This is a genomic window from Rhizobium leguminosarum, assembly GCF_002953715.1.
GTDB lineage: Bacteria > Pseudomonadota > Alphaproteobacteria > Rhizobiales > Rhizobiaceae > Rhizobium > Rhizobium leguminosarum_V.
Genome location: NZ_CP025012.1, coordinates 3,346,524 through 3,368,836, shown reverse-complemented (window position 1 = coordinate 3,368,836; position 22,313 = coordinate 3,346,524). Strand labels below are relative to the sequence as shown.

The window sequence follows — 22,313 nt, the reverse complement described above, 5'->3', positions numbered from 1 at the left end:
GAGCACGCTCACCACAAGGTGAAGAAATCTGGAATCCCTCTGCCAGCAGGTATCGTTCCAAAGCCGCCGCATCACCACCTGGCGGAAACCGCACTCGCATTCGTCCTGTAAGCTCCGGCGAGACGGCTTCATTGTCTCTCCGATAGTGACGAGAGAAGCGGTCGTCGAGAAGAGGGCACCCGTTGGTCCACCAGCCTTCCGAAGCCCGCAAATCGCGTAGCAGCGGAGGCATGGGGGATAGCACTCGAATTGCCAGCATCCGGGAAGGAAACCGCAAACGACGACCAGCACTGCCTTTAGGAAATGAATAGTCATCCTGTGCCTATCGACTTCTCCACAGGTTGAGTGTCCTCAGAGGCAGATGTCGCACAAAGGAGTTTCGGGGCTCGTGGCCTCCCACCATCGCATCGGCCTGCCACAATGGAGGCACCTGGTGTCTGCCTGCTCCAGTTCGACAAGTTCGGCACGACGCCACGCTGCTGTTCTTCTTGCCTCTTCCAATCTAATCGCATCGTCGCGCCGCTTCATCTCCGCCGCCCGTTCTTCATCTGTAAACCCACTCATTGCCTTCCCCCTTCCGCTCATGGACTCCGGGTTCAAGGTCTCACAGCGCAGGTTGCGGTCAAGGATTAGGGATGTCGTCCAAACGGAGTATTTGATTTCATTGCGCTCTCGGTCATTCTGAGAAGAAACCAAGGAGGGCGCCAATGGCTTTTCTGAGTGATTTCCTCGATCAGGAAACGGTTCTCGGGCTGTTGGTCGGGATCGTTGTCGGATCGCTGGCGTACTTCGCGGTGTCTAAGCTCATTGGCAGGCGACCAACCAAAACCAAATCAGATGTCGATCGGCAATTCAGGAACGTTTTTGCCATCATGGACGAAGGCCGCCGGCAGTCTCTAGTGAGCTAATACATGGAAAAGTATGAATGCAGTCGCGAGGACGCCATGCGCCGAGCGGTCGACGAGCGCCAACGCGAAGCTAACGGGTGGTAGCCGGGAGAACCTTTTTCTCTTCTGGATTAAAGCCTGTTCGCTGAACGGCTTCATCAGCCTTTGCCGCTGGCTCTCTGCTGCAGTGGCGCAGCGCCCTCTACGACCTTCCGCACCTTCTGCGACAACTCTTCGAGCGTTGCCATCACTCGGTTGACCTGCGATAGCGTGGCGGCCGGATCGTATCTTGTGACGAGATATTCCCTGTTGGAGGACAGCGTGGCCAAGTGTTCCTCCGTTCGCTTTCGGAAGATTAAGCCCGCTTCCTTCGCCCATCGCGATCGCTCGCCAATGTCGTGTTGAAGGCCGCGGATCATCTTAGGGTCACGCCCTTTGGCGAGCAGAAACGCATTCAGGTAGAGCTCGATCGAGTGGAGGGCCAGAAACCGGCGCGGAGCGTGCGACGGCGGTTTGCCCCGAGGAGAGCATTCCCCAAGCAAAGTCGCGGCCGTTCGGTAATGCGATGCCAGCTTGAGAATATCGTGAACGCTTGCTGTATCCCCAGGGTATGCTGCATCCAAGACAAGAACCTCCCCTTTGTTTCCAACGTATTGGTGCAGGTTGGCACGATGCAGGTCGGAGTCAATATCGCCCAAAGGTGAAGTCCCCCGCTGAACCGGAGCTACGGCCAAACGCCGCGCACGGCTACCAGCGCAGCAATCCCTTGCGTCAGACCTTATTGACCCAGAACATCCACCTCGGGATGAAACACGACGCACCACTGTAGCTTTCGACATAGCAGCTAGGTTGCATGCCACAGCCCTTGGACGCCATGCAGGCTCGGCGGTATTCGGTCGCCCGCGTAACCAGCTCTATCTTCTTCTCGATGATCAGCATGCTGCAGTTGCCGTTTTCTTGCTCTGCGCGGGAAGTTGACCAGCCGAAAAACGCCACGACTGCAACTATAGCAACGATGAGCGCACCCTCACATGGAGTGTCCTTCCCGAGAGAGGGGTGACAGTTCATACCGGAGACATGGGTTACACTTTTTGCCTTTGCGAGGAGAGCGAAGGTGCCGTGGCAGGAATGCAACCGCATGGACGAGCGTCTCAAATTCGTTGCGCGGGTTCTGGATGGCGAGAAGATAGCGGCGCTGTGCCGCGAATTCGGCATCTCCCGCAAGACCGGTCACAAGATCATCAGCCGCTATAACGACAGCGGTCTGGAAGGACTGACAGATCGATCGCGACGGCCTTACCGGCACGCCAATCAGCTTCCTTTCCAAATCGAGAAGCTGATTGTGCGGACCAAGCAGGACAAGCCCAACTGGGGCGCACCAAAGATCAGGGAGCGGCTGGCGCGGCTATATCCGGATGTTCACACACCGGCGATCTCAACCGTGCATGCCGTCCTCGACCGCAACGGCCTGGTCAAGCACGGTAGGCGGCGGCGCAACAGGGCTGAAGGAACAGCCCTCTCCAATCCAGGGCTGCCCAACGACCTGTGGTGCGCCGATTACAAAGGCGAGTTCATGCTTGCCGATAAGCGCTATTGCTACCCATTGACGATCACCGACTTCGCCAGCCGCTATCTTTTGGCCTGCGAAGCGTTGCACACGACCAAGGAAGTCTACGCCTTTACCGTTTTCGAACGCGTCTTCAAGGAGTTCGGCCTGCCCAAGGCGATCAGAACCGACAACGGAGTGCCTTTCGCCAGCCCCAACGGACTGTTCAATCTGTCGCGGCTCGCCGTCTGGTGGCTCAGGCTCGGTATCGACATCGAGCGCATCAAGCCCGGCCATCCGCAGCAGAACGGCCGCCACGAGCGCATGCATCTGACACTGAAACTTGAGACAACCAAGCCGGCCGGAGACAATTTCCTGCAGCAGCAAGCCCGCTTCGACGACTTCGTCGAGGAGTTCAACACCGAGCGGCCCCACCAGGCGCTCAACATGGCCTGCCCGGCAGAATGCTACGACGCTTCACCGCGCGCCTACCGCGGCCTACCCGATCTCGACTACCCGCTCCACGACCAGACAGTCACCGTCACAACATGCGGACGCATCTGCTACAAGCGGAAGAAGATCAATCTCAGTCTGGTCTTCGCCGGTCAGGCCGTCGGCATCAAACAGGTCGAAGACCATATCTGGCTTACAAGCTTTATGGATTACGATCTGGGATACTTCGATGATGAGACATGCAGGCTTGAACCTTTGCCGAACCCTTTCGGTCCAAAAGTGTTACCTATGTCTCAGGAATAAACCGTATGATCTTGCGCCGTAGGTTTGTCCGCGGGGCCCAAAAAAACGTAGCAATATCAATGGGGCAAAACGAACGGTGGTGCAAGCTTGAGGGAGTTATGTTCCGATAGATTTGTCCGCCATTTCAGAGGGACAAAAAAAGACCCGCGTGAGCGGGCCTGACAACGTGGGTTTCATGTTGCCGAAGCTGGGTTAGTTAGGCATCAAGGGCTTCCGCGCCTTCTTTGGAAAGCAGCGAGCAGATGTCCTTCTTGAGGTAGTAGCGAGAGTTGCGACCGGTCGGTTCATAGAGTGAACCGATCCCTCTTCGATCTAGGTCAGCTCGGACCTTCCCAGGAAACTTCTCCAAAATGTCGGAGAGGCGGGCGAGGGAAACATGCTCCTTTTTGAACTCGTCAATCGACGATGCCAGGACATATTCCTGTACTCGGCTTCGCTTGGGATTGTAGACGTTGGCAGTTGCAACGAGACCCAGATTGATCAGTTCGCGCAAGGTGCCGCTGGCTGCGGCAAGACGTCTTTCTGCCTTTCGAGCGTTTAGAAGATGGCTTTGATCAAGCGCGTCTGACCCGTTGCGCGGCAACTGCGTTTCGAGCTTTTCGTAAACTTCGGCCCAATCTACCAGTAGGCTGGCGAGATGGCCTGTATCGTCAATTTTCGATAGCGAGCCCAATTTGCCGTCAAGCGCCAGTCGCAAGATTTCGGTTCTCTGCCGCAAGCACTTGCGCGCAGCGGAAGCCAGCGTAACCAAGCCACAGTTGATCCTTACCACGGGCGCTTTCTCGAAAAGTGTCGAGCGAAAGGCCTCGAAGTCCGACTTCCGGACGCGGTAGTAGATGCGAACATCCGCCTGAGTAGGGACCTCCACGCAGGGGATGAGGCCGGCCACAAGAATAAGTCGCATCGCCTCCAGCGACAAGCCCAAGGCCTTTGCCATCTCTGGCGACGTTGCGGTGTCGAGAGCTGCTGTCAGCACTTCGTGAGCTTGGCGCGCGTCAAAATAAATCTGCGCGCTGGTAAGCTCGGAAGGCTTGATAAGGCCTGCCTCAGTCAGCAGCGTCTGAATCCTCTCTTCGAAAATGCCGTACGTAGCGGTGGCTGTTTTCAAGGAATGCAGGCGGCGTTCAGCGTCCACCCGAGTTGCGAATACGTCTCCTGGACCAAGCGGCAGGCAGCGGATCGCAATTGCTTGAACCAGATCGATGACCGGCCGCAAATCCGGATTGCGAGCGTTGGTTCTAAGCCATCTCAGCAAAGAGCCGAAAAACCGCTTGAGTTCCGTGGCCATGGGGCGCACCGACGCCACCGCGGACGTGATTACGGCTTCGATCCGTTCGGGTCCAAGGGCGATGATCTCGAAACCTAGTGCAGTCGTGTGTTTGCCCTTGAACGCTGCCCGGTCCTTGGCCGAGGCGTGCCGTTTCGCGAAGCGCCCGATATGCACCGAAAGGTTTACACAGACGTACGGCTGCAATCCGTCCAAGAACGCGTTGGTTTTCCTCCCGGCGAGGACGCCCTCGATATAGCGGTCCAAGGAGACGTCTTCCGCGCATTCGAGGGAGGTCGCGGCGAGTTCGATCTGTTCGAAATTGCGCGCCACGAACCGCGAAAAGTCACCGTACTCGAGCGGGGCCACCTGTCGTTCACTCAGTTTGCACCTATGTTTCGTGCAGGCAGAGGTCGCCTTAGTCAGCCACGACGCTCGAACGTAAGTTCTGGAAAACGGGCGGTCTGATTCACCGATTTTTACGTCTTCGACAACGCACCTGGCGCAGTACCTGTGCCGACGGCCGATGCGCATTGCACGGTGCATCTTGTGCTCCCCGAGGTGCCAGTGGTCGCCGACGGTTGCGAGGGGGATCGCGAACCTCGAAATGTCCCCCGCAGGAATACCCGAATATTTCGACAACAGCCTCATCGCATCCGCGTCTCCGCGGTAGACCGCCGGCATATTCGTTGGCGTGCAGGAGAGGAACGACTGCAATGATGGATAGCCGTTTGCGAGTGCAAGTCTCGAAGCGAGACTCAGCGGTGGCTCGTCTGGGCGCTGTTGGACTGAAACTGGCAACCGCATGGACGACCTCCTCAACGCTTTTTCTTGGGAGGCGTGATATCCGCGAGCGCAAATCGCGGCTCGATACCCTGCCAGTTTTTAACTTCAAAGATGTTGTCTGCCGGGAGGCACCCGTATTTACGTTGGTAGTTTCGCGAGAAATCGGCCTTTGTAACCTCTGAACGGCCCAGCTCGATCGCCCGAAAGCAGGCCTGTTGCACGGCAGAGCAGATGCGGCCAAATCCACCCTTGCTGCTTTGGACAAGGCGACCGAGAAAGTCGTCCTCAAGGAGTTCGGTGGGGATCCGCAAGTCACAGAGTTCGGCCGTCGTGGTGAGTACCTTCGCTACTTCGGCTTTGTCGCCAGGGAAGTTGAGGCGCTCGTAGCGCATCACGCGCGCCCGCCGACCCAGCTGTTCGTCTTCTGTCCCAGTCAACTTAGACAGCTCGTCAACGCCGCTGCAGATGATGTGGAGGGGCCAGTTCGGGATTTGCTGCAGACTTTTTAGCCTGTCCTGAACCTCTTGGACGGCGTCGTCTGTCTTGTGCCGAAACATGTGCTGAGCCTCGTCGAGGTGTAGCACCAGCACGCCCCTTTCCACGAGCAACGCTTTCACTGTTTCGAAAAGGCGACCGGGCTTCCGTTCGTCCGGGTTGTAGGGGAAGCCCATCGCCTTCAGGATGCCGTTACCAAGGCTGATAGCACCGCAAGGGCGATCCGCCTCGAAACTGATGAGTGGCGTCTTCAACTCGTTGGACTCATTTCGTCTTGGCTGGAACTCCGGAATCTGCCGGAACTGGTGCTGCAGGGCGAACGACTTGCCGGTACCGGCCTTGCCGATAACCAGCAGCGTGCGCTCGGGCGAGCCGCCACCCTTTTGGCCATCCTTGATGTTTTTGACGATGTCCCGAAGGTAGACATCGCCCAAGAGCTTTTCCTGCCCGGTCGGAATCGGGTGGGTGCGAACCTTGGGGCGAGTGATTTCGAGCCGGCTCTCGATTGCCAGAGCTTCCTCAACAGAAATCCTTGGGGCTACGCTCATTGATTAGTCCTCGCCGTCGTACTGGAAGTTGGAACGTGGTGTTTCGTCGGTCTCCGCACTGTCTACACGCGAGGGAGCGCCAACTAACTTGCGTGGTGCGCTGATCGCGGGGATGTCGTCTTCGCCAGCCCCAACCATGGCCATTACCTCCGCCATGGTAATAGCCTGGCGTGGCGGAGGCATAGGCTCGACCGAACCGCGGCGGAGAGGATCGTCCGCCAGGAGAATTTCCGGCTGCAGAACTGGATTTGCCTGGACAGGAGTGACGACCCATTTGCCAAACAGTTCGCGATCGATCGCCTCCATGTCGGCTTGCGTTGGAGCGCGCGGGCCAATGTTGGCACGGAGGGTTGCGGCCAAGCCGATGCTCCGGAGGCGGTTAAGGCCGTCATAGTAGATGTCCATGCCTTCCTTGGCATACATCTCGTTGACAGCGAGGCGCTGCTTGCGGACCTCGATCCACTCCCAGACCGTAACGTTCCGGTCGAGGCCGCTGGTGTTGGGAACCGGGAACCAACCATCGGGCCCCTGGGCGAGGATGCAGTATGCAAACTCGTAGTCGACCTTGATGTTGATCTCTACTTCGCCAAGCGTGGTCCGCAGGTCATGCAGACGATCGCTATTGAAGGTAAGACCCATAAAGGTCACGCCATGGTCACCCATGGTTCGCGTGAAGCGCTCACCGAAGATGTTGATCATCTGAGCGTCACCCGGTGGATGTCTGACGTCGTAGTCTTGGATAGCCTGTACCCAAGCATTGTGCGGCGAGTTGCCCCCAAGACCGGAATGCGGCTTTCTGTGGTAGACATCGCAAATTGCGAAGATGAAAATCTTGATCAGTTCCTCTACCGCCAGGGTGGAGTTCAAGACCGGGTCATAGTCACCCTTCTCCTCGACTGAGCTGAACGTCCGCCCGTCGAAGTATGCCGTGATCATCGGGCCAATGGTGTGGAACAGACTTTCGATGAACGGACGGCGCTTGGGCGCGCCAGCTTTCGGCCGGAGATTGGTCATTCCGGAGTTGCGGAAGACGCTCTGAGTTTGCTCAGAGATGAATTCCGAGCCGTTGTCGCTGTACACTGCGGTCGGGAAAAGTTTCCCAATCCAAGGCGTCTTCGAGCCAACGTAGTCAGACAATGCCGTCTTATCGGTCATCATCATTCTCAGTGCGGCTTTGGCAGAGGCCGCCTTTGGATTCAGGCTCGCCTTGAGCGCCAGCACGTAACGCGTGGCGACGTCGATGATCCCCACAAAGTGGATGCGTCGGTCTTCGATGACCTTTTGCATGGCCTCGGGCAGGCCCATCCACAAGCCGGTCTCAACGAGCAGTGACATCAAGTCGACCTTGAAGTGGTCCATCTCGACTCGTTGGCCGGGGCGGATGATGTCGTAGCTGCGCGCAATCCGCTGAAACTTCTTGATCGCGTACGCCTCGCCGTAGCGCGCAGCCGTCACTTCGTAAGCGTCGAAGCGCTTAATCATCGCGACGAATTTCTTGCGGGAGACGTGGGCAAGCGGTGTCGCTTTGCCTTTATTGTGCTTCTTTAGTTTTGCGATGTAGCCAGCGTACACTTTCGCGTACTTGGGCTTCAACCTGTCAAGAAAGTTCCGCGCTTCCGTATAGGCAAACAGAACGGCTTCCTTGTCGAAAGCGTGGAGCTTGGGACCAGGGCCGTGGTGGCGGTGCACCAATGCCAGGACATCCATACCGCATTCGTGGTAAAGCTTGTGCTTACGCCAAAACGTTTTGACCGTCGGCGCGCTGGACCTCTGAACTGTGACAGTTTGATCCGAGCGCTTCTTGCGAGGCTTTTTGCTTTTCGCCGAACCCTCTTCGCTCTCCTCGATGTCCGCACCGGCGGCCTGCTGGGCCGCGGCGTTTGCTTCATCATCGATCAGATTCGTGTAGTGCCGGAGCTTCTCGGCAAGCTCATACTCACTCCAACGCGGCTTGTGACCAAGGGCCTCGACTTCGTCGTCGTAGCGCAAGACCAGCTTCTCGTAGAAAAGGGCTTGTTTTTGCTTCTTCTCGGAGAAGTCCGAAAAGACGCGATCGCCGAAAAGAAGCCGCAGCTTCGAAACCTCGGTGTGATGCCAGTTATAGGTGATCGACGCTTCGTTAGACGCCAGCTTCCAGTACACCTCATGGTGCGGCAGGAAAATTTCGTGCTTAAAGTCGTCTTCGCTACGGAAGCGCCAACCGTCCTTATCCCGGTGGATCGGGATGAAGTTTGCGTTCTTGTAGGAGAAGCGATCGTCGCAGCTCAGATGGATGTGCGCGTGCTGGAAGATGCGCGCAGGGACAGGATTGAAGGTCACTTAGAAACCCTTTCAAACTGGAAACCGGGAAATTTGGGGGGAGGCGGCTTATCCGACGAAGCGGAGCCAGGTCAGGTCATCGATGCGACCTGAGGAAACCGGGCTCAGGTAGCCGGCGTCGATCAAGCGAAACACTGCAGTCCGGCGCTTGCCGTGGGCGGCACAATTGCGGAGCAATTCGCCGAAACGGAAGTCACCTGGGAGGCGGGAGACGATGTCGTAAACGAGGTTGAACTCCGCTTCGTCGTGGTGGTGCCGCGAGTCAAGGATGCACTGTGCATTCTCGAAAACCTCAATGCTCGCTTCTTCCTCCGTCATGAGACAGACTTCGTCTGCGACGCCGGGGGTCAGCTTCTTACCTTTGCTGATGCCTGTGATACCATCGGCGCGGATTTGTTGGAGCATTTCCAGCATCTGCTCCTTCTTCCGATGGTACTTGACCGCGACCGCTACGCGATAACCGTCCTTGAAGACGACGTAGTAGTCGAAGATGTGGCAGCGAAGCTTGCCTTCGGCGTCGTGGTACAGGGCTGCTGGGTACTGGGAGTAGATTGCTTGCACGTCGTTCCTCGCTGCGATGTAGTGGGAGACGCGATTTTCAAGCTCGCTCTCCATGTAAAGCAGGACGTTGTTGAACAACCAGAAGCCGCGAGTGGTCTTCGCTTTCTTGGCGGCGGGCTTGCGCAATGCTGGCCCTGCCGTCGGCTCTGTGAACAACAGCGTATCGTCTTGGGTCCAATCGGGCTCAGGACGATATTTGACAGCCTCCTGGCGAGGCATTGACGGTGCTGACCGGGGATGGGGCGAGGCTGGCCTTGAGTTCGGCGAGCGACGGGGGTGCTGCGGGGCGGTTCAGAAAGCTGAGGCCCGCGCGCTTGCGATAGATGTCACGTGCAACTTGAGAATTGAAGTTCATTCCAACGTCCTCTTGCCATGTGCGGGAAGAGAGCCTGGTCGGAATGGTATGCGCCTATTCCGAAATCAGGCAGCTATGCCGCGTATTTCTATAAAGCGCATGTTCGTCTCCATCTAAACGTTCCGGCAACATACAGTCCCCAGCTGTGCCGTAAAGGGGCGAATCTGTGTTCAAGATGTTCAAACTTTAGATTGGTTAACAGGACTCATAGTTTAGTTATAAAATGGAAAAATTGTATTTTAACCTGTTTCGAAATTATTCGTAAGCGACTGACGATCGAATTAGCTGAGTTTATTCTGTGTCACCGAGCTATATATACACAGGTAATTCCTTGATATTTGATTTAATCTTTATGATAGAGCCATTTATTTTTAATGGCAGACACGATTAGTGCTATAATATTGGCGCGATCTTGGAGTAATCTCTGCGATTTGGACGTCCGGCCTCGAGCGGCAAGAGATGCCGGCCTACCTCACCTCCCTTGGAGCCGCCCGCAGAAGAGTGCACCATCGCGAACTACGGTCTGAGACGCCGCCGTCTGACGCGCTCGCCTGGACGCTTGAGGTATTGTTTGTCGCGCTCGCACTCTTTCTTATACCACTCTTCGCCCATTGAGTAAGAAGGTTTCCCTAGGTCGTGAACGACCCCACGATAGTTCGGACCGTAGGTTGCCGCCCACTCGGCCTTGAACTTGTCCATTGCTGCCCATTCCCGGCGCTCGCGATCGTCATCCTTGTATCCTTGCTGCCAAGGTTTGTGCCCGTACTCGCTGAATCCATCGCTCTGGCCGCTCTTATAGCCTATAAGCATCTCCCCGCCGCCATGGATATGGCGCGGGTCGGGCATCAGCAAATACCCGTTGCCAAACTTACGCCAATGATCCGACTTGATATGCCGCTCTGGATACAACCATTCTTCCTCGGCGGCGGCGATGTATCGGTATGCACGTTTCTTCGTAATGTAGTTGATCTGCAGCACTTCCGCTTCCGAGAGTTGCCGTTGCAGTTGGATGTCGAGAAAGCTGAACACGGAATCGCGAAAGAATTCCGGATTGGGTCGAAGCTTTAGGGGGTTCTGAAAGGGGTCCCTGACCCACGAAAGATTCGTGAGAATGAGTATTTTGTCAGGCGATAACGGAAAGAAGGTCTGTGTTGCAGCAAACCTTATGTCCGGGTCGTTGAATCCTGTGCAGTGCTGGGACCCGGGGAAACACTCCCGATTGTAGGCGACGACGGGGTGATCTGAGATGATGAATTTGGTCGGTGACGACGAAGCATCCGCAATCTGCCAGACGCACTCTGTCCAAATTGCACAGAAGATGTTCTTGATCCTCTGCATCAAAAGAAGCGTGTCATCCTTACCGCGTCCGCCGGCAGCAATCTGCCGCAGCCAACCAAGGCCCTTTGGCGTGCGGAGCTTTTGCACGCTCATGTAGGGAAGAAGCGTCTCAAAGGCATCGTGGCTTGCACTTCCGAAAGTGAAGTCGGCAAAATGCGCAATCGCCGCTTCACCGTCGTTATCTAACTTGCCGAAGAAAAACTTCTCGATATCGCGGTTCTCCAGCCCGCCCCAAGTTGTTGTGTACAGATCGTCTTGAGCGAAGCACTGGCGTGGCCCCCAACGTAACTGTGCGCGCCGCGTAAACCTGTGTCCGTCTCGGATCACGGTCTCAGGGTTTAGATCGAGGTAGTATTGCCTTGATTCGCCGGACGGCAGAAACCGCTTTTGATACCACTCCGGCACGTAGTGGTTATGCTTGTAGCCTTCGCTCATGGGGAACCACGCTGGTAAAGCCTACAGCAGAGGCGATCTTTCCAGCCAGCGGTCTGGGGCACAATCAAGTCGTGAGTCTTGAGAGCCGCTTTTGCAGACGCTGAGGCCGACAGCTCTACGGTTCGTTCGTCCAAACGATCCGTGACGTCGTATCGGAGTCCTGGACATCCGCTCACAACCGTGGGCAGCGTATGTACCGTGCGCCGCGTCATTGGCGAGACGATTGCGTCGCCTGGCGCAAAAGAGACATTTTCTTCGGCATGATCTTGAAACAATCGCATGATGGTATGGTATTCCGACTTGTGCTCGTTGAGTGACGCCCAATGGAGGAGCGGAGAGTACATGCGGCGCGGGTTGGTAACCCGCTTGCAACCGGTGCCACGTAAAGCGAAATAAATTCTTGAATTGCTTCCTTTCCTCCCAAAGCAATATCTAATCCTCGATGGCGAATTTTTGGGTTTCCGTACCCTCCATCAACTCTTTCGCCGACGCGTTCGTCGAGCATACGGCACAAAATTCCGCCGCTACATAGGCCGGCACCTCGTCGAGAAGCGAGGCTCCGGTTTTCCCTAGAAGACGCCCTTATGTATAGAGCTAGGTTGGCCGAGAAAGTGCTAAGAGCGAGGTCTTTATTTTGCAAAGCGACAAAACCGAGCCGGATCAAGGTCTGCCCCGGGCTTTCGGTGGCACGTCGATATCGATGGGGATAGGAATACACAAATTGCTTACTATTCAGATAGTTAGGCCGATTGTGGCCGCAACCGGTGCTTGGCTGGCCTGTCGCACGGCCTTTTCCTATTGAGGCGCAAAACGAAAACCGCCTACAGGGATCCTGATGATAATCTCTGGCACGCCGCGCGACTGAACCGATAGGGACTGGCTCACAAAGCCAGGCGCGTCGGAAGGCATGATACGAGCGCCGCGCCGGTCTGTAAGGTACGGGTCTTGCTTGCATTTCCGATTGCCCCATTCTCTCGAAGTCTTCTATGCAAAGGCTACGCATTTCTCTATCATGGGAGTTCACACTAGGAGTTCGGTAATTGGTGGACGACGCGCGAGTATGGACCAGGGACGACGCTGAGCGTCGTATTCATGACGTGTTCGACCGCGCGAAGACGGGCCAGGCTCAGACTGTACGCGATGGTAACGGTTCCTTTGAGGTCCGGTTCGTTGCAGACAGCGAGAAGCAGCCAGCCGGAGCCATCCTTGCAAATGGTGGCCCCGGCGGGCTCTAAAGCGACGGCACGCTGAACTGCACGACCGTCAACGAGGAATGGAATCACCATGACAGCTAAGCTTCCTCGACCGTCGGGACGACTACATCGACACGATGTCCGCCCTGATCGAAGATCGGGTATTGCTGATCTGGTCAGGGCCGAGCTTTTCTTCCGCATTGACTTGCAAGATTTGCTCTCGCGCAGGTTGTGTGAACCTTTGCTCGTCCCCTAGTCTTCATGGTCGTGTGCCGTCCATATGACGTGCGCTGCAATCTAATTCGTGGGCCTCATAGGCCATTGCTTTCTCGATGTCATTGCCATTCCTGCCATAGCTTTCGCAGTGCATCCAGAAAGACCTGGCATTGGGCGGCGCGCCAAGCGACCGCCGTTTCACCAAGGAGCAGGTGGATGCCATTAGCGCATTTCAATTGCGATCGATCTGCTTCGTTGACGAAGTTGAAAGTCGCAACGAACGTGTCTTGAAATGTCTTTCCAAACATGTGGTTTGGAGCGTTGTACAGCATGCCCTCGATGAAATAGGAAGGCGCTACGCCATCCGCCAACAGGCCTCGATCGACCATGTAGTTCCGCATGTTTTTATAAACGCGCACGGTTGGTTTGAACCACGAGTTTGTCTGCTGGTGCTTCGAAATACAATTGGCGGAGTGCTGCTTGGGGTAGTTCACGATCTGCGTTCCGTCAGGCAGATAAAAGCAGATGCCACTCGCATACGACTGCTCGGCCTGCGATATGAAGCTGTAGTAGTAACGATATTCGATAGCCGGAAGGACATCGCAGTCGCGGCGGTTCTGTCCTGCGGGGATGAAGACTGCCTTCTTCCCGGACTTCACGCCGGCCCCGAATTTCTTGGTAAGCCAAGCGGTGACATCACTCTTGTACTGCTGGTAAGAGTATGCGGCAGAGCCAACGTAGTTCCGCTGGAATGCTTGGTACTGTTCCGCTTTCAGAGTGTACGCATCATGGGCGAAAGTCGTTGCGATAAGCGAAACAACGTCAACATCGCTGTCGCGCGCGACGTTCGTGTCGTTTCCATATGAGCCCTGTAGGAAGACGTCAGGATTTTTGTCGGCAAAGGGGGATGAGCGATCGATTAACGCCGGCTTGACGGCGGCATAGGTGTCTCGCGACGGACCGGGTGCCGGCTGGTGTGACCAAGTAACGAGCTGATTTTCGGGAATAGCCATCTTTGCCTCAGAAAAACTTCTTCAAATCAGGTTCGAAATCGCGATAGGATTCGCGGCCCCGCTGATAGATTTGGTCCAGCTTGTCGACATCTGACTCAAATAGATCAGCAGCCATACTCGGCTCGCTATAGGATTTGCTTATGCGAATGGTCTGAACATCTTTGAAAAGGACCAGCCGTAGTTGCTGCATGGATTTGGTGTTGATTTCGAGCACTTTCTGCAACAGGCGGACCGTGAACAGATAGCCTATCCAGTGAGCGAGGCTCGTGTATCGTTTCGGCGCGGGGTAGTCGCCCACTCCGATGCTTACAACACGAAGATCCGCACGCGACACACCGAACGCCTCCAAACCATCCGCGATTGCATAAAGCGTGGGATTGTTCGCGCAGAAGCCACCGTCCGCAGCGAGAATCTTTTGGCCGTCGCTGGTTGTTATCAGCTTCCGGCTGAAAAACGGGTAGGCGGAACAAGAGGCCTGAACGGCGTCTCCTATCGTGCATCCCCATCCTGGTTCGAAGGTGCCGTGGTCAGTGTGAGCCTGATTCACAGACGTCTTGAATATCAGCGGCGTCTCGAAAGCCCACCGGGTAGCCACTATGCCTATATCCGTCTTGAAATCGGCGAACATCCGATTCTGGAAGACCTCGGTCGAAAGCTCGGCGAGCGCCTTCGATTTGCTCCACGGAAAACGTCGGCCCATGACTTTAACCACGTGATCCCGATACAAATCATGTATTTCGTCAACGCTAAAGCCCAGACATATCAGCGCTGCTATGATCGATCCCGTGCTTGTTCCGTAAACAAGGTCGAAGCGTTCGTGAAGGCGGCACCCGAGCATTCCCTCAAGGCCTTTGAGCACTCCGAGGGAATAAAAGCCTTTCGCCCCTCCGCCGTCCAGGCTGAGAATACGAAATGGCTCCCTAGCTGAGTTCACTTCCATGGTCGTTCCAGATAGTGCCAAACCCAAGCCCACGCCGGCAAAAATGCGTGTTAAGTTTCGGACGCCTCGCTCCGCCTTAATATTCCGTTAGAACAACTATAGCTAGAACAATCCAGCGTCAAATGCTGGAGGTTCTGGGTGCTTATCGTTTTGATTGCGACTGAGTGGGGCACCCGAGAGGGTGGCGTCAATTCCTTTAATTACTCGTTTGCATCCGGCCTCGCCAATGTTTGCGGCGACGACAACAAGATTATATGCGCAGTTACGTCAATTGGGCGTGATGACCGGAACGACGCATCGCGACACGGGATAGATCTCGTAGAGGTATCGTCCGATGAGAAGGGACGTCCTTCATCGAATTGCGCAGCCGAAATCCAAAATTGGTTGCATGACAACATGCTCGCCGTCCCATCCGACATTGTAGTTGTCGGGCATGACTGCATCACCGGCTTCCAGGCAGCAGAAACCGCCGAGCGCTTGGGCGGAAGGCTCGCGCTTATCCACCACATGTCGTACCAGCGATACCAAAACCTTGCTGGCGGCAAAGGCGAAAAAACGGGTCACAATCATCAACAACAGATCGACCTATTTTCCCGTCCCGACGCGCTCTTGTTCGGAGTAGGCACATTTCTCACAAGAAATGCGGAAATTCTGAGCGGAAGCGAAGCACATTGCCTCGTTCCTGGCTTTCCGGAGGGATTCACGAAAAACAGTTCAGACGTGGATGACCTCAACATCGTAGTGGCGGGCAGGTTCGACGAAGAGCAAGAGGCGCTAAAGCAGGTCGAGCTAGCCGTAGAGGCAGTCGGACTTGCTGTGAAGACAGCAAGCAGATTTATCCGTCCACTAAGAAGCGCGACGATGTTCGTATTAGGCGTCGATGAGCGTCGAGTTAGCCGTGCTTCGCTTGAAAAACTTGCGAAGAGAAAAGCCGGGCGGAACGTGACCGTCATACCCATGCTTTTTGATAGTCGCCCCGAGACGATAAGGAAACTTCTACGAAGCGCGAATTTGACCATTATGCCCTCGTTCCACGAAGGCTTCGGGCTCGTCGGTTGGGAAGCGATCGGAAGTGAAGTGCCGTTGATCATCGGAAAGGAAACGGGACTCTTCAAATTTGTTGAATCGGTGCTGGGCACAACAGGAATTCACGCAGTTGAATTCAACGGGGGCGCGAGCCGATCTCGCGATGTGCAGTTGGTGTCCGATGCAATAATCGAGATCGCGAAAGACCTGCAACTAGCGAGAAAAGATGCGCGCGATCTGAGAAAAAGGCTCAAGAGCGAACGTGGCTGTACGTGGAAGCAAACAGCGCATGATTTTTTGCACAGCGTCTCTGCATCGGTGCCTAATACTGAACGTAGTCGCCTTTTGCAAAACCCCATTCGCCGACAGAAGGCCGCCATCGAATTCGAATCCACGAAGAAAGATCACTTTGAAAGATGCGTGGAACTTTCATTGTCTGTAGGGCAGGGCAGCACCGCGGAAAGCTTCGACGTTCTTGCCCAGCTATGGTTCGGAGCTACACCAATTCAACTTGGTAGCATAAGCGCCGAGATTAGTCTCAACAAGGCCTACGTCGACGTCATCCCAACGGCGGGGATTATCTCGGGGCCGCGACTTGGTGATACACCTAGAGTCAAGGGACTCAAGCCAGTCGCCGGCGGGGTATGGGTAGTTACTGATCCAAACGGAAGGGACGTTCTTGAGCACCGAGCCCTCGGCGATGAAGCACTGTGTCAGGTTGTTACGCCTCCTAATAGTCTGCCGGAGGTGACGGTGCGTGTTTTGGCAAGTCGGAAAGATCTCAATTGCAAGTTCGACACTCCTGAGCAGGAGGGCAGCGTCGCGAAAGAGAAGGTAATGAGCGTTTTTCTACAGAAGGCCATTTTTGACGATAATTCCGGTCAGATAACATTCAGCGAAGCGACAATGACAGGGGTCGGCTCAGATGATTAAACCAAGAGATATTGAAATTTTGAACCGGCTTAGTCGTGCGGTTTCGAACGATTTCCTTGAACTCACTCGCATTGCTAAACTGGACCCCAGGGTGGATTTTCGAGGTGCCGATTTGCGAGGGGTTGACTTCGGCGCAAGCGACCTCTCAGGCTTTGATTTTACTGAAGCGGATCTCACTGGCGCAAACCTTCGACGCGCGCAAATTCGATCAACAACTTTTAATCGGACGACCTTGTCTGGGGCAATTATGCCTCCGAAGAAAACGCAGCTTGTGAGGAACTCCCGGACAGTACCTTCTAAATTTCACAAGACCGTGATTGGCGGTGTACTTGATCACAATGAAGGTAGGGGGCGTATTTCTAAAGTCCTCGTCACAATGCCTCCCGGTACCGGTCGACATGTATTGCTCGAGGCCATGCTCGAAGCATTGGACAGCCAAAGCCTAATCGATGATGTTCTCGTGGTCGTTGAGAGTGTCGTGGCACGCGATGAATATGTCGAACGCTTGGCCTCGGTCTTTGATCGCTCACTGATCGGCATTCCGCCTACTCGGCCCAGAGGCGATCCTGCCAAGCGGGTGGAAGTTGTCAATTTTTCCGCGTTGACCAAATGGATCGAAAACAAAAGCCTATCAGCTTTGCGTCCAAGCCGTCGGCTCAACACCGTGGTCATCCTCGGCGAGCGAAACATTGGCCTTCGCTTCATAAGAAACATCACCCAGGCATTTGGGGACTGCGGCATCATATGCGTTCAACCGAGACCCTCATCGGAATTCCAGAAAGTGGCATTTTTTGATCTCGATTTTCGCCTTACGATCCAAGAGGCTCTTTCCGAGGGCGCAATTGATGCAGCAAAGGTGGTCATGCCGATGCGCGATTTGATTGACACACTGCAGGAGCAAAACGCCGAGGCGAGTGGTGTTTACATCGTACCGCAAGAGGAAGATGTGGAGGAATTCGCCAACAATTTTTCGACGCTACTCCACAACAGCGGAATGAATTGGCGGGTGATCCCAGTCCGCGATCGCGAAACGCTGGACCCCGGGACGGCTGGGACGGTTCTGGTGATGAGACCGACAACCGCTGTTCGTGTTGATTGGAGCGGTCCTGATTTTACCTTTGTGTCGGCATCGTTGTCGCCCGAGACGGCGGAGAAGATCGCCTATCCCCGGCATCGTACCAACCGGATCTTCGGACCAGTGGTCTACGATTTCGAAGGGTCGATGATACGGTATATAAACGACCTGCGGCAGACCTGAGAGGAAGCGGCTCGCAGCGTAGTGTTCGCTAGCCCGTGCTAGCCGTCACGAATCTGATTTCCTCAACCTGCCCTGTGCTGGACTGATTTGTTCCTTTGTATATGGGCGCACTTGGTACCGCCCATACACCGAATGCCGGGTTAAACACGCCGGGCAAGGGAAAATAGCTGTGTATGAGCGCGAAATCGGACTCGTCGATGGTCGCGATCGGAAGCTTGTACTCGATCGCCGTAGCAGCAATGAACAGATCCTGCCCCGGCTTTCTCTTGTGATACGTTGGGTCCCTGAACCACAAGTGCGTGAGCGGCCGGCAGCACAGCATCTTCCCGAGCACGCGCGCGACTCCGGGAGTCGGCACCGGATATTCAAAGTCGGTACCAGTAACCTGATCAAGCCATTTCCATAGCTCGTTTGCCGCGAAGGCGTTGTCGCGGGCGCGTTGGGAAATGCCTGTCTCTATCTCTAAGAAGGCTGCAAAAGGTATGGCAACCCGTTCTTGGTTCCTCAACCACTCCGAAATTGTCGGGTGCGGACGCAGCTTGCTGGAGTTGCTGATGATGTTCGTGTCGAGAAGGAACATTTCACTGGCCATATACGCTCTCGCTTTAGCCACGTTGAATAAGATCACGGTGCCCGGTTACGGTAAACAAATGGTTAACTTTACAATCTGAGCGGTGCGCCCGCTCCGTGCGCTCGCGCTTGCGGTGAACTTTCTTTCCTGCCATCGCAACGTTCGCCTTGTCGCAAACTGTGCACCGTCAACGCCTACCAGCTGCACGCTATTGACACCCCAACGAATGTTCACTATACGTTCCGTCATGATGAAGCGAGATCTGTTCCCAATACGAATACGTTGAACGCAGCCGCGCGAGCGGAAGTGTCCAATTTGTATCGTGTTGAGGTCACAGATGGCATCTCATTATGACGCCCAGAGCAGGGGACGAGCAGCGGGTGACGCTGCCGCGCCGGTCGTTCGTCGGCCGCAGCTCAAAGGCCCCTATCACCCAACATTCCGCTCCAATGTCGTTCGCGATTTGGCATGTATTCTCGATTTAAACCCCGACGTTCGGACGTGGACGAACGGGGTGACCGCGTTGAAAGTTGGCCGGGCGAGCCACGTCGCAGATCTGCAGATGGAGGATGCTGACGGCAGCCTCTGGCTTTTAGATACGTTCGATCGCAAGCTTCCCCGGGATCATGCTGTCATCAGCGAAGTCGCGTCGACACGGCAATGCCGCTATCGGGTGGTCGACCGATCCGAGATTTACGACGGTTTTCGGTTGCGAAACGCTAAAGATCTGCTCCGATATGCCGGCCACAATGTTCCGCTCGGTGACCGCGTCCGGTTACTCGCCGGGCTAGACGAGCACGGGCCGCTCTCGTTGGCCGATTGTTTGAGAACGGTTCGTGAAAGCCAGCCCGTAGCGACGGTCGCGTCGCTCGTTCTCCAAGGCCTTCTCGAACTTGAGATCGACGATGCGCTCATCGGACCGGAGACGATGGTGAGACGAATACGGGCGTAGCAATGCCTGTCGTCCAGTCCATCATCGAGGTTTTCAGATGACACGCACTTCACCGCGGGCGAACACCCCGCACAGTATGGCAACGCTTGTTGCGGGCATGGCTATCAGGCGCGCCATTCGCCCATATCTATCGGCAGCGAAATTCGCCATTGCCGTCAGGCTCGGTGACAAGACGGACATCGAAGTTTACGAGGCGGCCGCTCGCGATCTGGTAGAAAGTGGGTCACCTATGTTCAAAGAGGCGAGGACCAGTACGCTCGTCGCTCAGGCACACCAGGTCAGGACCAGTGAATGGGAGTTCGTCCGGAAGTTCAGCGCAATCGAGAGGGCCATCCTTTTCTACACTGACGAGAACGATATTTCCTCCGAAGTCTCCTTGATCGTCGATGCTCGAGCTGATCTCCCCGCACTTCAAGCAGTGTATTTTAAGGCTGCCGCGCTCAGACTCGGGATGGCAATCTCCGACGAAGACGCCGAATTTCTCTCGAGCCGAAGGCTGCACGAAATTCGGCTCGCTCTAAGACCGGGCAGACCTGTTCATCGCGTGGTTCGCCAACTGAAGTCTATGCCGGAAGCCAAAGAGGAAACGTCGCCGCTCCCGGAAAACGCGGCATCGCCTCGGCTCGAGGACTTGGCGGGCTACGGACCAGCCAAATCCTGGGGGCTTCGGCTTGCGAACGACCTGACGGCTTGGCGGCGTGGGGACCTCGAGTGGGCCGACGTCGACCGCGGCGTGTTGCTGAGCGGGCCACCGGGCACGGGGAAAACCACATTCGCTCGTGCGCTTGCCAACACCTGCGATGTCGAACTAATCGTCGCTTCTGGGGCGGCATGGCAGTCGAAGGGTCACTTAGGCGAGATGCTGAATGCGATGAGGAAATCCTTCGCGGAGGCGGCTGCCGTGCGGCCGGCGATCCTGCTTCTAGACGAGTTCGACAGCTTCGGTGATCGCGCAACTGGGATCGAGACGCCCCACTACGACTACAAGCGACAAGTGGTGAACGGACTTCTTGAGTGCCTTGATCCCGCGGGAGGCCGGGAGGGCGTCGTGGTAATCGGTGCCACCAACAATGCCGAGGCGGTCGACGTCGCGCTTTTGAGGCCCGGACGCCTGGAGAGGATCATTCATATCCCCTTACCGGACGAGGAGGATCGCAAGGCGATCGCGCGGTTTCATCTTCGCGGTGCCTTTCATGGCGAGCTTGTGGATTTTGCAAAGAAAACGGATGGCTGGTCGGGCGCTGATATTGCGAAGGTTGTTCGTGACGCCCGGCGGATCTCGCGCGATGACAATCGAACCACGGTTACAGAAGCCGACATTTCATCTGCGATGCCGCCGTTCGAAACGTTCACGCGGGCGGAACGCTATCGTCTGGCAATCCATGAAGCGGGGCATGCGGTTGTTGGCTATCACCTAAGGCCCGAGAGTCTTATCAAAGTAATGATCGCACGCGGAAAATCCACGGGTCAACGGGGTGCCATCTCTCTTGGTCAGACGGTTTTCAGAGACTTCCTCACGATGATGTCGACAGCAGATCACCTTCGCGACCGGATCGCAATTTGCCTGGCGGGACTGGCGGCGGAGCGCCTGGTTTTTGGCGATCATATCGTCGGCTCCGGTGGGGGAGAGGAGGCTGATCTGGCGAAGGCGTCAGATATGGCGACGATGATGGAACGGATCTACGGTTTCGGAAACGATCTCCTTTTCGAGATGGGCTCCGGGAACCGGCCGTGGGAGGCCCTCCGCCGGGCAGACCCCCAACTTCGGGACCTGGTGCGAGAGCGCCTGGATATGGAAGTGCAACGCGCGACGAAAATTCTTGCGGCTCGTCGGCCGGCACTTGAAATACTGGCGTCGGTTCTGTCGGTAACCTGCGAAATGAGTCTGGCGGAAATCGATCGCATCTGTTCGCGGACAGCCTTGGACAAGCAGTCATGAGGTTATGGGTGATATCAGATTTGCACCTGGAGGTCGGCCGCAGTTTCGAATTCGCTGTACCGACCGGGGCAGATGTCATCGCTTGTGCGGGTGACGTGACAACACGGGGCGTTGCACGCGGCATCCAATTGCTCGCTTCCCGTTTCGGCGATCAGCGCGTCGTTTTTATCGCCGGCAACCATGACTATTGGGGAGCGGCTCTTCAGTCGGGCATCAGTGACGCCCGGCAGGTCGCCGAGCGCTATCCAAGCATCAATTTCCTCGAGAACGAATGTATGGTGTAAATATCGATGGCGTCCGGTTCATTGGCGGCACACTCTGGACCGATTTCCGTCTGGCATCAACAACCCCGGAGAATGCAACGTGGATGACAGCGATGAGATGGCTGATAAAGCGCGAGAGCCAGCTAAGCGGTCGTTGGGTTCGGCGCTCGACGAACTTGGCTTCAAACCGCTCGGTCAACGCATATTAATCCCGAAAGGCGTCGATAGGCAGCCGCTTAGGGTAAAGCGAGCGCCAACTATGGATCAGCGCGATTAGCGCGGTCCCGGAGAACAAAGGCAAGCAGTCTTTCGAGGGCCGATCGATATCACATCGGCGGAGGTGCGAAGACCGATTGATCGAAATGCGCGGCCTCGGTGGTTGGCAGTTTCTAATCTCCCGCCTTAACGGTTTCGCCACCGGCCTTTTCCCTCGAGCGGTCAAAAGCCGGAGGTCGGATGTGCAACCCCTATTCCTCGACGATGAAACGACCAGGGACCGCCTTCGCGAAAACCACTTGGTCGCGCCGCATGACTGTCGACCGTCCGCCACCTGTCAAAGGAATTTCATTGTCCACGTCAGCCCCCCAGATTTTCAGTCGCAAGCGTTTGCCAACGAGCTTTCAAGCCCCTCCAATCGCGCAACACTACCCAAGCGATTCCCGAATTGCATCATCTATCACACGAATTGATTAGCTTTTCGCTCGTTGCAAACACCG

Annotated in this window: 16 protein-coding genes and 1 pseudogene; 7 read left to right on the top strand and 10 right to left on the bottom strand. The window is 55.9% G+C overall.

The features are described 5' to 3' along the window. The first annotated feature begins 707 nt into the window (after window positions 1–707). Window positions 708–908, top strand: a complete 201-nt coding sequence (locus tag CUJ84_RS16950) for a hypothetical protein (RefSeq protein WP_105007064.1) — start codon at window positions 708–710, stop codon at window positions 906–908. Window positions 909–1,045: 137 nt separating this feature from the next. Here CUJ84_RS16950 and CUJ84_RS16945 read toward each other — a convergent pair whose 3' ends face one another. Then, window positions 1,046–1,585, bottom strand: coding sequence for a HEPN domain-containing protein (locus CUJ84_RS16945; RefSeq protein WP_245457493.1), 540 nt, complete (start codon window positions 1,583–1,585; stop codon window positions 1,046–1,048). Between the two features lie 416 nt (window positions 1,586–2,001). On the opposite strand from CUJ84_RS16945, the gene CUJ84_RS16935 reads away from it, so the two are divergent. Next, on the top strand, window positions 2,002–3,189 hold the full coding sequence (locus CUJ84_RS16935; protein WP_425349269.1) for an IS481 family transposase: 1,188 nt from the start codon (window positions 2,002–2,004) through the stop codon (window positions 3,187–3,189). 196 nt (window positions 3,190–3,385) lie between these two features. Here CUJ84_RS16935 and CUJ84_RS16930 read toward each other — a convergent pair whose 3' ends face one another. The 8 genes and pseudogenes from CUJ84_RS16930 to CUJ84_RS16895 form a co-directional block, all read right to left on the bottom strand. After that, on the bottom strand, window positions 3,386–4,825 hold the full coding sequence (locus CUJ84_RS16930) for a hypothetical protein (RefSeq protein WP_245457492.1): 1,440 nt from the start codon (window positions 4,823–4,825) through the stop codon (window positions 3,386–3,388). 72 nt (window positions 4,826–4,897) lie between these two features. Continuing rightward, a pseudogene (locus tag CUJ84_RS39375) lies at window positions 4,898–5,263 on the bottom strand (TniQ family protein); the annotation flags it as partial. An 11-nt stretch (window positions 5,264–5,274) separates the two neighbouring features. Continuing rightward, complete coding sequence (locus tag CUJ84_RS16925) at window positions 5,275–6,285, bottom strand: ATP-binding protein (protein WP_105007061.1); 1,011 nt, start codon at window positions 6,283–6,285, stop codon at window positions 5,275–5,277. A 3-nt stretch (window positions 6,286–6,288) separates the two neighbouring features. Next, complete coding sequence (locus tag CUJ84_RS16920) at window positions 6,289–8,604, bottom strand: DDE-type integrase/transposase/recombinase (protein WP_105007060.1); 2,316 nt, start codon at window positions 8,602–8,604, stop codon at window positions 6,289–6,291. Between the two features lie 48 nt (window positions 8,605–8,652). Beyond that, the gene (locus tag CUJ84_RS16915) at window positions 8,653–9,321 is read right to left on the bottom strand and encodes a hypothetical protein (protein ID WP_245457491.1); all 669 of its coding nucleotides are present in this window, start codon (window positions 9,319–9,321) and stop codon (window positions 8,653–8,655) included. Window positions 9,322–10,036: 715 nt separating this feature from the next. After that, on the bottom strand, window positions 10,037–11,293 hold the full coding sequence (locus CUJ84_RS16910) for a DUF4238 domain-containing protein (RefSeq protein ID WP_105007058.1): 1,257 nt from the start codon (window positions 11,291–11,293) through the stop codon (window positions 10,037–10,039). 1,528 nt (window positions 11,294–12,821) lie between these two features. Beyond that, complete coding sequence (locus CUJ84_RS16900; protein WP_105007057.1) at window positions 12,822–13,715, bottom strand: nucleotidyltransferase domain-containing protein; 894 nt, start codon at window positions 13,713–13,715, stop codon at window positions 12,822–12,824. 7 nt (window positions 13,716–13,722) lie between these two features. Next, window positions 13,723–14,655, bottom strand: a complete 933-nt coding sequence (locus CUJ84_RS16895; protein WP_105007056.1) for a patatin-like phospholipase family protein — start codon at window positions 14,653–14,655, stop codon at window positions 13,723–13,725. 138 nt (window positions 14,656–14,793) lie between these two features. Here CUJ84_RS16895 and CUJ84_RS16890 point away from each other — a divergent pair, with 138 nt between their 5' ends. Together CUJ84_RS16890 and CUJ84_RS16885 are read left to right on the top strand one after the other, a co-directional pair. Further along, complete coding sequence (locus CUJ84_RS16890; protein ID WP_105007055.1) at window positions 14,794–16,614, top strand: glycosyltransferase family 4 protein; 1,821 nt, start codon at window positions 14,794–14,796, stop codon at window positions 16,612–16,614. Continuing rightward, entirely contained in the window at window positions 16,607–17,872 is a 1,266-nt protein-coding gene (locus CUJ84_RS16885; RefSeq protein ID WP_105007054.1) for a pentapeptide repeat-containing protein, read from the top strand. Before CUJ84_RS16890 ends, CUJ84_RS16885 begins: the two co-directional genes overlap by 8 nt. 28 nt (window positions 17,873–17,900) lie before the next feature. On the opposite strand, the gene CUJ84_RS16880 is transcribed toward CUJ84_RS16885, so the two are convergent. Next, complete coding sequence (locus CUJ84_RS16880) at window positions 17,901–18,464, bottom strand: type II toxin-antitoxin system VapC family toxin (RefSeq protein ID WP_199788720.1); 564 nt, start codon at window positions 18,462–18,464, stop codon at window positions 17,901–17,903. A 493-nt stretch (window positions 18,465–18,957) separates the two neighbouring features. On the opposite strand from CUJ84_RS16880, the gene CUJ84_RS16875 reads away from it, so the two are divergent. The 3 genes from CUJ84_RS16875 to CUJ84_RS16865 are packed head-to-tail and all read left to right on the top strand — an operon-like array spanning window position 18,958 to window position 21,618. After that, window positions 18,958–19,395, top strand: a complete 438-nt coding sequence (locus CUJ84_RS16875) for a hypothetical protein (RefSeq protein WP_158686947.1) — start codon at window positions 18,958–18,960, stop codon at window positions 19,393–19,395. Window positions 19,396–19,432: 37 nt separating this feature from the next. Next, window positions 19,433–21,334: an AAA family ATPase gene (locus tag CUJ84_RS16870; protein WP_105007052.1), complete on the top strand. Its 1,902-nt coding sequence runs from the start codon at window positions 19,433–19,435 to the stop codon at window positions 21,332–21,334. 20 nt (window positions 21,335–21,354) lie between these two features. Beyond that, window positions 21,355–21,618, top strand: coding sequence for a metallophosphoesterase (locus CUJ84_RS16865; protein WP_158686946.1), 264 nt, complete (start codon window positions 21,355–21,357; stop codon window positions 21,616–21,618). The last annotated feature ends 695 nt before the right edge of the window (window positions 21,619–22,313 follow it).